Origin of the sequence: Stutzerimonas stutzeri, assembly GCF_019090095.1 — a bacterium.
Lineage (GTDB): Bacteria > Pseudomonadota > Gammaproteobacteria > Pseudomonadales > Pseudomonadaceae > Stutzerimonas > Stutzerimonas stutzeri_AN.
In genome coordinates, this window is record NZ_JAGQFP010000001.1 from 1,880,923 (window position 1) to 1,892,500 (window position 11,578).

Below are 11,578 nucleotides of genomic sequence, written 5' to 3' on the forward strand. Positions count from 1 at the left end.
AAGTACTACTCATAGACCCGTAACCCAGCGCGCCATGCTGCGGCGCATCGCTTTCCAGAGCGCGGCCTTGCTGCCGGGCTGCTCCATCAACTGTTCGAGGCCGGGCATCGCCAGTGCATGGCCGATACCCTCGATATGCAGCTCGCGGTAGCAGGCCTCGGCGTCCACTTCCCCGGCAAAACGCAGCGCCGGCAGGCCTATCAGCCAGAGGCAGGCGCAGCCCATGCCTTCCAGCTCGGCGGCTACCACGCCTTGCACATAGTCCCGCGCTGCTTCGGCGCCTTGATCGAGACTGCCGCGGTGCAGCAGTGGCCAACGGATCGGTTCACCGTCGCCGACCTGCTGCGGGCTGTCCGGCAGTCTGGCGGCGCGAAGCAGATCCTTGAGCAGCAGGTAGGCCGGATCGCGGCTCTGGAACGATTCACCGGTGGGCAGTTCGACCAGCAGCAGGCAGTTCCCGGCGCGCAGCAATTGCAAGGCAAAACGCGGCGGCGGCACGCTGAGCGTCTGTTCGGGCGCAACGGGCTGCTCGTCGCGGGGTTTCGTGGCCGACCGTTTCGGCTCGGGCACCGCGATGCGCGGCATGGCCGCACGAACCGCATCGGCGGCAGGACTGGTCGTGGCAACGGGCGTCACCGCAGCGGGCTGGGCCGTCACGGGAGCCGGTTGCGGCGTTGGCCGCTCGGCTTCGATGGCGGGTGCCGGTTCGGCTTCTACCCGTTGCAACAGCGCCGGGCGCGAAGGCGCGGCGAAAGGCAGCTCCGTGCGCGGCAACCAGGAGGTAATCTGCATGGCGTCGAGGAAGGCCCGACGCCGGCTTTCGGTAATCAAACCCCGACCACCTGCGGATGCGCCTTGGCGCCGACCTGCATCAGGTTCAGCGCATTGAGGTAGGCCTTCGCCGAGGCCACGACGATATCGGTATCGGCGCCGTTGCCGTTGACGATGCGCCCGCCCTTCTCCAGCCGCACCGTGACCTCGCCTTGCGAGTCGGTGCCCTTGGTGATGGCATTGACTGAATAGAGCTGCAGCGTGGCGCCGGAGTTGGCGACCGACTCGATGGCCTTGAAGGTCGCGTCCACCGGTCCTGAGCCTTGTGCCGAGGCGGACCGCTCGTTGCCGTCCACGCTCACCACGAGCTTCGCGTCCGGCACCTCGCCGGTCTTGCTCGCCACCTCAAGCGTGACCAGTTTGAAGTGCTCTTGCACATCTTCGGCCAGCGTATCGGACACGAGGGCCTGCAAGTCTTCGTCGAAGATCTCGTGCTTCTTGTCGGCCAGCTCCTTGAAGCGGGCGAAGGCCGCGTTCAGCTCGCCCTCGCCCGGCAGGACGATACCCAGCTCCTCGAGCCGCGAGCGAAAGGCTGCACGCCCGGAATGCTTGCCCATGACCATCTTGTTGGCGTTCCAACCCACCGACTGCGCGGACATGATCTCGTAGGTTTCGCGGTGCTTGAGCACGCCGTCCTGGTGGATGCCCGACTCATGGGCAAAGGCGTTGGCACCGACGATGGCCTTGTTCGGCTGCACCGGAAAACCGGTGATACCGGAAACCAGGCGTGAGGCGCTGAGGATATGCTCGGTCTCGATGCGGGTGTGCACGTCGAGCAGGTCCTGACGGGTCTTGATCGCCATGACGATCTCTTCCAGCGCGGCGTTACCGGCGCGTTCACCCAGGCCATTGATGGTGCACTCGACCTGCCGCGCGCCCGCCACGACCGCGGCCAGCGAGTTCGCGACAGCCAGCCCCAGGTCGTTGTGGCAATGCACGGAGAACACGGCCTTGTCGGCGTTGGGAATACGCTCCAGCAACTGGCGAATGGTGTCGGCGTACTGGTGAGGAATGGCGTAGCCGACCGTGTCCGGAATGTTAATCGTGCGTGCACCCGCATCGATCGCCGCCTCGATGATGCGGCAGAGGAAATCGATATCCGAACGCCCGGCGTCCTCGCAGGAAAACTCCACATCGGCGCAGAGGCTGCGCGCCTTGGTCACGGCGCGTACGGCCTGCTCGATCACCTGGTCCGGCTGCATGCGCAGCTTGTACTGCATATGGATCGGGCTGGTGGCGATAAAGGTATGAATGCGTCCGGCATTGGCCCCGGCCAGGGCTTCGGCGGCGCGTTCGATATCGGCGTCGACGGCGCGAGCCAGGCTGCACACGGTGCTGTCCTTGATGTGGTCGGCCACGGCTTTGACCGCGGCGAAATCGCCCGGACTGGCGATGGCGAAACCGGCCTCGATCACGTCCACCTTCAGCCGCTCGAGCGCCTTGGCGATACGCAGTTTTTCTTCGCCGGTCATGGACGCGCCGGGGCTCTGTTCGCCGTCTCGCAAGGTGGTATCGAAGATGATGACGCGGTCGTTGCTGCTCATGTCGAACTCCTCTTGGCCAGCCATGCGGACTCAGGCGGCGCCTCAAGTGTGAATTGTGGCCGGAAACCAGCAAAGCGGGAAGGCCGGACGCCTCATTGCGATCTTCCAACGATCGGTTTGGGCTGATTTGCACCCGGGTCAGGCAGTACAATCGCCGACTATTTTCGCAGCCGACAGAACCGATTCAGATGATCGAACCCAAGCGCGTACTGCGTGCCCTTGCCGAACACTGGGCGTTGCTCGAGCCGCTGTGCGAACGCTTCGATGCCGGCACGCTGAGCCTGATCGAACTTCGCCATCAATTGGCCGCGCAGCTACCTGAAGGCACCCCCACCGACATCACCGCCCTGCTCGATCAGTGGATTCGCCTAGACATTCTCGTCCCGGTGGCAAAGAGCCCGAATCGCTTCGAGCTGAACGCGCAGATTCATGACTTCCTCGCCTATCTGCGCCGCGAGCATCGCCTCGGCCTGTGCCTGGAAATTGAAGCCTACCTGCGCCATCTGGAACGCCTGGCCGGGCATATCCAGGACGCCTTCGAGATCCGCGACGGCCAGGATCTCGCGCGCCAGCTGCGCCTGCTCGATATGCGCGTGCGCGACGTGCTGAAAAAGCTCGCCAACGACGAGCAGGCGCTGATCGGCGTGGCCGATCGGGCGAAGACCAGCGACCGGCAGATTCCGCTGCGGCAGCGTTACGCCGAGGTGCTGGCGACCTGGGACGAGTATGTCGAGCCGATGATTCAGCTGGTCGCGGCCGATGGTGCCTTCGAGCAAGGCGTCTATCGCGTCGAGCAGGTGCTGATGAAGCTGCTCGGTGAGCAACAACGCCTCGGCCACCTGGTCGATGACGACCTGTTGCTGCGCACGCATGCGCGGATCCTGGAAATGCAGAGCACCGCTCAGCTGACCTTGCGTCACGCCCGCGAGCTGCTATTGCCTTTGCGCGAGGAAGCCCGTCGACACAACGCGGTGACCCGTGGTGCGGCGCTGGCGCTGTCGGCCATCCGCAAGAAGGGGCTCGACGCCGTGCCGCAAGCGTCGCTGCCGCTGTTCACCCGGCCGCAAAGCACGTTTCTCGGCTCGGCCAGCCAGGTCGAAGCCTATGTCTATGCCCTGGCCCGTTTCGAGCCGAAGCCGGCGCAATTCCCGCGGGCGGGCAGCAAACGCAAGACCGACGCACCGCGATCGCCGCTGACGGCGCGTGAAATGCTCGACCGCTGCGAACAAGCCTTGCCCCTGCCAGACCTGATGCAATGGCTGCTCGAACAGGAACCGGAGGGTGCGACCGATGAGTTGCTCTACTGGTTCTCGCGCTTGTCCCGCGATGCGCGTTTCCAGCGCGACCGCCTGGAGCGGCGCGAGTACCTGACGCGCGAGCATCAGGTCAGCCTGAGCTCATTTGCATTGCTGGCCATTGCCAATGGTTGAGCCCTACGTAGGGTGGACAACGCGCAGCTTGTCCACCACCACCCCGACGATATCCGAGCGACCTGAATGAACATCGATCTCAAGGAAATGACCCAGCTGGCGCCGATCTTCCGCGAGCTGTTCAAGGGCTATCACCTGTCGCGCAGCGAGCCGGAGTGCTATGCCCAGTTATCCAACATGCAGGACCAGTACCGTGCGCTGTTCAAGGCGCTCGGCTTCGAGCTGGTCTGCGATCCACGCGGCTTCTACTATTTCGTCCCCGAGCAGATGGGCGCGCAGGTCAACAAGACCGCCCAGCGCCTGGCGTTGTTCACCTTCATTCTGGTCGAACACCTGGCGGATCAGGGGCGCGATCCGCTCGCGGTGCTGGATGGCGGCACCCTCGGCCGTGACGAGCTGCCAGCGCTGCTGGACAAGTACCGCGACCTGTTCCTGCAAGCCGAAGTCACCACTGGGGACGAGCTGGAAGAAAAGGTCATCCGCCGCCTGACGCAACTGGGGTTCGCCGAAGACAGCAACGGCATCTACCGTTTCCTGCCGCCCATGCACCGCTTCCTCGATGTATGCCTGTCCGTGCAGCAGGACCGCGACCTGGCAGCGAGCCTGCACAGCAGTGATCTGTCACTACCAGCGCCGCAGCTCATTGCCGAGGAGGAAGAGGACGACATCATCCTGATCGACCGCGACCCCGACGAAACCGAGGACGAAGCGCTCGCCCGTGCCATCGCCGAAGAAAAGGAGCTTGAAGCATGAGCCAGGAACGCTACGGCATTCGCCGCTTTGCCCTGCTTAATACCGCGGGCTACAGCCTGGGCATCTTTCCGCTGGAAACACCGCTGTCGGTCTACGGCGCCAACAACCTCGGCAAATCTGCCTCGATCAACGCGCTGCAGTTCCCCATTCTGGCGCGCATGTCGGACATGAGTTTCGGCAAGTACAGCCTGGAACAGTCGCGCAAGTTCTACTTTGCCAGCGACACCAGCTACATCCTCGTCGAAGTCGCCCTGCCCCATGGGCTGCACGTGATTGGCGTAGCCGGCCGCGGACCGGGTGGTGGCTTCGGCCATCAGTTCTTCGTCTATCAGGGCTCGCTGGACCTCGATCACTATCAGCAGAACGGCACCTGCCTACGCCAACGTGAGCTGTTCGCCAACCTCGAGCGCGCCGGCATCAAGGCCTACGAGGCCAAGCCGGATGAACTGCGCCGCCTGCTGGTGGGTGGGCACACCGCCATTCCGTTGGACATGACGCTAATCCCATTGCGCTCGACCAGCGAACAGAGCTTGAAGACGTTCCGTGCGCTGTTCATCAACCTGCTGCATATGCGCGAGATCACTGCCGCCAAACTCAAGCAGCTGTTCCTCGACGCCTTCGAGCACAGTTTGCGTTCCGGCAGCGTCGATTACATCGCCGCGACCGAAGAAGCCTTCCGCGACGTGCGCCGCATGGAGCAGGACTATCAGGCACTGGTCGCCGCCGGCCCGCTGGTCGAGGCGCTGGCAGCTGGCGTCGCACAACGTGAATTGCTACGCGGTAAGTTGCATCGCCTGTCGCCCTTGCTCGACTCGCTACTCGGCACTTGGCAGGACTATGCCGGCGCTCGCAAGGAAGAGCTGGTGATCCAGGCCGAGCACTATCGTCGCGAACAGGACGGCCTGCAGAACGAACAGCGTGGCAGCACCGCCGAGCTGATGCGCCTGGAGCGTGAAATCAGCGAGATTCAACGCTGGCTGGGCGAGCTATCAGCGCTGAAGAACCGCTTTGCGCTGGTCGAGGATGCCCATGTGCTCGAACAACAGCTGCTGGCCGCCAAGGACGCCCACGACGAGCTGGCCGGCGCGCTGTCGCAATCGCGCCAGTTCTCCAGCGAAGATCTCGACGAGCGTCTGCGCGACCTGGAAAAGCGCCTCAAGTCGGTCCGCCAGCAACTGGACCATGCGGACAACAACAGCTACTCGCGCTTGCGCGAAGAATTCTCCCAAGCCGACGTCGATCGTCTGATGCGCCTGTTCAACGGGCAGCTGTTCAGCCTGCCGCTGGGTGACAAAGGTATCGCCACAGATGGGGGCGATACTTGGGTCAAGTCGCTCGAAGCGGTGCTCGACGGTTTCAAGGGCGAGCGATTCGAAGCGCCCGGGCTGTCCATCGACCTGTCCCATATCGAACCACCGGCCTTGCAGGCGTTGGCTGACCGCGCCGCGCTGCGAGACCAGAAAGACCGACTTGAGCGTGAGCTGAAGCAGCTCAAGGCTCAGCATTCGGTAGCGGTCGACCGCGCCGCGAGCAAGGCGCAGGCCGAGCAGCTGTACCAACAGGTGCTGGACGCTCAGAAAGCGCTGGAAGACTTCCGCCGTTGCCAGACGCTATCGGCCGAAGAGGACAGCAAGCTGGAACAACTGGCGCAGGCCGAGGCGGCGCAGGACGAACTCAAGCGGACCAGCGACGCCTTCACCGAACGAGTCCAGCACCTCTCGGCAAAACTGCAGCTGGTCGGCCGGCAGCTGGCCGATCTCGAGGCCAAGGAACGCACGCTGGAGGACGCGCTACGTCGTCGCCAGTTGCTCCCAGCCGACCTGCCATTCGGCACACCGTTCATGGACCCGGTGGACGACTCGCTGGATAACCTTCAGCCGCTGCTCAACGACTATCAGGACAGCTGGCAGGCATTGCAGCGCGTCGATGGGCAGATCGAAGCGCTCTATGCGCAGGTGCGTCTCAAGGGCGTCGCCAAATTCGACAGCGAGGAAGATCCCGAGCGACGGTTGCAGCTGCTGGTGAACGCCTACGCGCATCGCCAGGACGAAGCCCTGACGCTGGCCAAGGCGCGTCGCGCTGCGGTAACCGACATTGCCCGCACCTTGCGCAACATCCGCAGCGATTACGACAGCCTTGAGCATCAGCTCGCGCTGTTCAACCGTGAGATCAACAAGCGGCAGGTCTCGAACCTCGAAAGCTTCCGCATCGTGCTGGCACCGAACAAGGATGCACTCAAGCACATCGACCAGATCATCCACAGCGCGGGCCAATACGAGCAAGGCGAGACGCTGTCGGTGTTCGATCTGCAGCAAAGCAGCGAGCAGGACAGCAAGAACGAGGAGGCCAAGGAATACCTGGCGCGCCTGGTCGCCGCCAACAACAATCAGTTGGGCCTCAAAGACCTTTTCGAGCTGGCCTTCGAAATTACCAAGGTGGGCGGGCAGCCAGTGATCCATACCGACATCGACGGGGCGGCATCCAACGGCACGACGATGACCATCAAGGCGCTGACCAACATGTATCTGTTGCTGCACTTGATGGATCGTGAACAGGCGGGCCGTATACGCCTGCCGTATTACCTCGACGAAGCAGCCGACATCGACGAAAGAAATCAGCAAGCCCTCATCGAAACCAGTTTGCAGCTGGGCTTCGTTCCGATTCTGGCATCGGTCAAACCTCAGGTATCGGCGCACGTGGCTATCGATCTGGAAGGCGGCAGCGGTCCGAGCGGAATCTATATCGACGAAGCCGACTGGAAATATATCAAGCGGCGGGAGCAGGCCGAGCAATCGGCTGTAGCAGCTGAGCGAAACGCGGCGAGGGAAGCCGAGCCGATCAGCTGAAAACTGGGCGGCGAGCCAGTCTGCTGGTGAGTGGACTGGCTCATCGAACGCGGTCATCTTGCTGGCGTTCGGAGTCCAGTCGGCGCTGTATGCGTCTAGTGCGCTAGTTAAGCCGGCGAGGCACCCTCACATATGAGATCCGAGCAGCCGCGCCTTGGTTGCCAGCTACGGCCTGCCCGCCCCGTTCGCTTCCTTGGTTAACCTAGAGCTCGCGCTTGGCCGTCCCGATAGCCTGGAGCCATCGCTTCGCAAGGTAGATCGTCCGCATTGATGACCGTCGCTTCGTTGCTATTGGTGCCTGGGTACTGTGCTAGGCTGTGCCTGAATGACCTGCCCGGTTTGGAGAACCCCACCAGCGAGTACTTGGCCAAATGGATCTGGCATGAGCTCAAGCCGCTACTACCGGAGCTATCGAGAATTCGACTTCACGAAACCTGCACGAGTGGTTGCGAGTACCGCGGCGATTGACGCTCGCCTGTGCAACGAGCTTTGCGCCGTGCGTTACAGCTAGCAACGGCCTCCCTGCTGGTCCTAGCCGGCGTACTGGCTTACTTGGCTTTCCAAGCATTCCATTGAAGGACTGACGAGGTTCACGCTTGCGTCGCGTGGTAAGTAATCACGCGCCAAGCCGAGCGAACCTGATTTATCTACCACCTCATTTGTAGCTGCGCCCTTGGCTATTCAGCCGAGAGCACTCGGACCGCTCTTTCTAAGCGTGCCAGTCAAGCCTTCCGGTGCGCATGAGCATTCCCCCGCCCCACCGGCAGCCCATCGGCCGTCCATCGCCACTTCTGGTTTGACGTTGCGGCTCCCGTGCAACCTTGCATTCGCGTACGCCTGAGTCGCTTGCACTGGTACGTCAGTAGGTCCTCACGGCATCAGGCCAGGCCGCTCCTGCCGCGAACGCTGGAGTTCCCGTGATGGTTACTTCAGCTTTTTGGCGCGCAAAGACAAACCCCCGACCATCTGTTGATGATCGGGGGTTTGGTGTAGAAGCTTGACGATGACCTACTCTCACATGGGGAGACCCCACACTACCATCGGCGATGCGTCGTTTCACTTCTGAGTTCGGGATGGGATCAGGTGGTTCCAACGCTCTATGGTCGTCAAGCAATTCGGTTGGGGAGTCGGTGTTCAGTCGCTTCCCCTAATCGGGTATGTGATGGTGTCGCTGTATCGGTACGCTTTGCGAGCGTTGCGTCTTTTCGGTTTGTTTGTCGACTTCGACCGTCTGACACACAAACATCAAATTGTTTGGGTGTTATATGGTCAAGCCTCACGGGCAATTAGTATGGGTTAGCTCAACGCCTCACAGCGCTTACACACCCCACCTATCAACGTCGTAGTCTTCGACGGCCCTTCAGGGAGCTCAAGGCTCCAGTGAGATCTCATCTTGAGGCAAGTTTCCCGCTTAGATGCTTTCAGCGGTTATCTCTTCCGAACATAGCTACCCGGCAATGCCACTGGCGTGACAACCGGAACACCAGAGGTTCGTCCACTCCGGTCCTCTCGTACTAGGAGCAGCCCCTCTCAAATCTCAAACGTCCACGGCAGATAGGGACCGAACTGTCTCACGACGTTCTAAACCCAGCTCGCGTACCACTTTAAATGGCGAACAGCCATACCCTTGGGACCGGCTTCAGCCCCAGGATGTGATGAGCCGACATCGAGGTGCCAAACACCGCCGTCGATATGAACTCTTGGGCGGTATCAGCCTGTTATCCCCGGAGTACCTTTTATCCGTTGAGCGATGGCCCTTCCATACAGAACCACCGGATCACTAAGACCTACTTTCGTACCTGCTCGACGTGTCTGTCTCGCAGTCAAGCGCGCTTTTGCCTTTATACTCTACGACCGATTTCCGACCGGTCTGAGCGCACCTTCGTACTCCTCCGTTACTCTTTAGGAGGAGACCGCCCCAGTCAAACTACCCACCATACACTGTCCTCGATCCGGATAACGGACCAGAGTTAGAACCTCAAAGTTGCCAGGGTGGTATTTCAAGGATGGCTCCACGCGAACTGGCGTCCACGCTTCAAAGCCTCCCACCTATCCTACACAAGCAAATTCAAAGTCCAGTGCAAAGCTATAGTAAAGGTTCACGGGGTCTTTCCGTCTAGCCGCGGATACACTGCATCTTCACAGCGATTTCAATTTCACTGAGTCTCGGGTGGAGACAGCGCCGCCATCGTTACGCCATTCGTGCAGGTCGGAACTTACCCGACAAGGAATTTCGCTACCTTAGGACCGTTATAGTTACGGCCGCCGTTTACCGGGGCTTCGATCAAGAGCTTCGCTTGCGCTAACCCCATCAATTAACCTTCCGGCACCGGGCAGGCGTCACACCCTATACGTCCACTTTCGTGTTTGCAGAGTGCTGTGTTTTTAATAAACAGTCGCAGCGGCCTGGTATCTTCGACCGGCATGAGCTTACGCAGTAAATGCTTCACCCTCACCGGCGCACCTTCTCCCGAAGTTACGGTGCCATTTTGCCTAGTTCCTTCACCCGAGTTCTCTCAAGCGCCTTGGTATTCTCTACCCAACCACCTGTGTCGGTTTGGGGTACGGTTCCTAGTTACCTGAAGCTTAGAGGCTTTTCCTGGAAGCATGGCATCAACCACTTCTCCTTCTAAAAGAAGGATCGTCATCAGCTCTCGGCATTAAGACCCCGGATTTACCTAAGATCTCTGCCTACCACCTTAAACTTGGACAACCAACGCCAAGCTGGCCTAGCCTTCTCCGTCCCCCCATCGCAGTAACTAGAAGTACGGGAATATTAACCCGTTTCCCATCGACTACGCTCTTCAGCCTCGCCTTAGGGACCGACTCACCCTGCGTCGATTAACGTTGCGCAGGAACCCTTGGTCTTTCGGCGTGCGAGTTTTTCACTCGCATTGTCGTTACTCATGTCAGCATTCGCACTTCTGATACCTCCAGCAAGCTTCTCAACTCACCTTCACAGGCTTACAGAACGCTCCTCTACCGCTCAACTTGCGTTGAACCCGTAGCTTCGGTACCTGGTTTGAGCCCCGTTACATCTTCCGCGCAGGCCGACTCGACTAGTGAGCTATTACGCTTTCTTTAAAGGATGGCTGCTTCTAAGCCAACCTCCTAGCTGTCTAAGCCTTCCCACATCGTTTCCCACTTAACCAGGATTTTGGGACCTTAGCTGACGGTCTGGGTTGTTTCCCTTTTCACGACGGACGTTAGCACCCGCCGTGTGTCTCCCGTGCTGACACTTGCTGGTATTCGGAGTTTGCATCGGTTTGGTAAGTCGGGATGACCCCCTAGCCGAAACAGTGCTCTACCCCCAGCAGTGATACACGAGGCGCTACCTAAATAGCTTTCGAGGAGAACCAGCTATCTCCGAGCTTGATTAGCCTTTCACTCCGATCCACAGGTCATCCGCTAACTTTTCAACGGTAGTCGGTTCGGTCCTCCAGTTAGTGTTACCCAACCTTCAACCTGCCCATGGATAGATCGCCCGGTTTCGGGTCTATTCCCAGCGACTAGACGCCCTATTAAGACTCGCTTTCGCTACGCCTCCCCTATTCGGTTAAGCTCGCCACTGAAAATAAGTCGCTGACCCATTATACAAAAGGTACGCAGTCACCTAACAAAGTAGGCTCCCACTGCTTGTACGCATACGGTTTCAGGTTCTATTTCACTCCCCTCTCCGGGGTTCTTTTCGCCTTTCCCTCACGGTACTGGTTCACTATCGGTCAGTCAGTAGTATTTAGCCTTGGAGGATGGTCCCCCCATATTCAGACAAAGTTTCTCGTGCTCCGTCCTACTCGATTTCACTTCCAAGATCCTTTCGCGTACAGGGCTATCACCCACTATGGCCGCACTTTCCAGAGCGTTCCGCTAAAATCAAAGAAGCTTAAGGGCTAGTCCCCGTTCGCTCGCCACTACTAAGGGAATCTCGGTTGATTTCTTTTCCTCAGGGTACTTAGATGTTTCAGTTCCCCTGGTTCGCCTCACACACCTATGGATTCAGTGTGTGATAACCATCTTATGATGGCTGGGTTCCCCCATTCAGAGATCTCCGGATCAAAGTCTGTTTGCCGACTCCCCGAAGCTTTTCGCAGGCTACCACGTCTTTCATCGCCTCTGACTGCCAAGGCATCCACCGTATGCGCTTCTTCACTTGACCATATAACCCCAAGCAATC

The 11,578-nt window shown here is 60.0% G+C and carries 5 protein-coding genes, 2 rRNA genes and 1 pseudogene; 4 read left to right on the forward strand and 4 right to left on the reverse strand.

The window, feature by feature from the left end; translation table 11 throughout:
• Positions 1-9: 9 nt before the first annotated feature.
• Positions 10-831 carry an energy transducer TonB gene (locus KVO92_RS08185; protein ID WP_217475098.1) on the reverse strand — a complete coding sequence of 274 codons (822 nt, stop codon included), beginning with the start codon at positions 829-831 and terminating at the stop codon, positions 10-12.
• Positions 828-2,375, reverse strand: a complete 1,548-nt coding sequence (locus tag KVO92_RS08190; RefSeq protein WP_217475099.1) for a 2-isopropylmalate synthase — start codon at positions 2,373-2,375, stop codon at positions 828-830. Before KVO92_RS08190 ends, KVO92_RS08185 begins: the two co-directional genes overlap by 4 nt.
• 188 nt (positions 2,376-2,563) lie before the next feature.
• On the opposite strand from KVO92_RS08190, the gene mksB reads away from it, so the two are divergent.
• The 4 genes and pseudogenes from mksB to KVO92_RS08210 form a co-directional block, all read left to right on the forward strand.
• Positions 2,564-3,805 (forward strand): Mks condensin complex protein MksB, encoded by a 1,242-nt coding sequence (gene mksB / locus KVO92_RS08195; protein WP_217475100.1) that lies wholly within the window; start codon positions 2,564-2,566, stop codon positions 3,803-3,805.
• Positions 3,806-3,871: 66 nt separating this feature from the next.
• Positions 3,872-4,558 carry an Mks condensin complex protein MksE gene (gene mksE, locus KVO92_RS08200; RefSeq protein ID WP_217475101.1) on the forward strand — a complete coding sequence of 229 codons (687 nt, stop codon included), beginning with the start codon at positions 3,872-3,874 and terminating at the stop codon, positions 4,556-4,558.
• On the forward strand, positions 4,555-7,404 hold the full coding sequence (gene mksF, locus KVO92_RS08205; protein WP_217475102.1) for an Mks condensin complex protein MksF: 2,850 nt from the start codon (positions 4,555-4,557) through the stop codon (positions 7,402-7,404). Before mksE ends, mksF begins: the two co-directional genes overlap by 4 nt.
• A 321-nt stretch (positions 7,405-7,725) precedes the next feature.
• Positions 7,726-7,872, forward strand: a pseudogene (locus KVO92_RS08210) (6-pyruvoyl trahydropterin synthase family protein); the annotation flags it as partial.
• Between the two features lie 527 nt (positions 7,873-8,399).
• Here the strand turns inward: KVO92_RS08210 and rrf are convergent.
• Together rrf and KVO92_RS08220 are read right to left on the reverse strand one after the other, a co-directional pair.
• Positions 8,400-8,515 (reverse strand): 5S ribosomal RNA (rrf, locus tag KVO92_RS08215).
• Positions 8,516-8,669: 154 nt separating this feature from the next.
• Positions 8,670-11,560 (reverse strand): 23S ribosomal RNA (locus tag KVO92_RS08220).
• Positions 11,561-11,578: the final 18 nt, after the last annotated feature.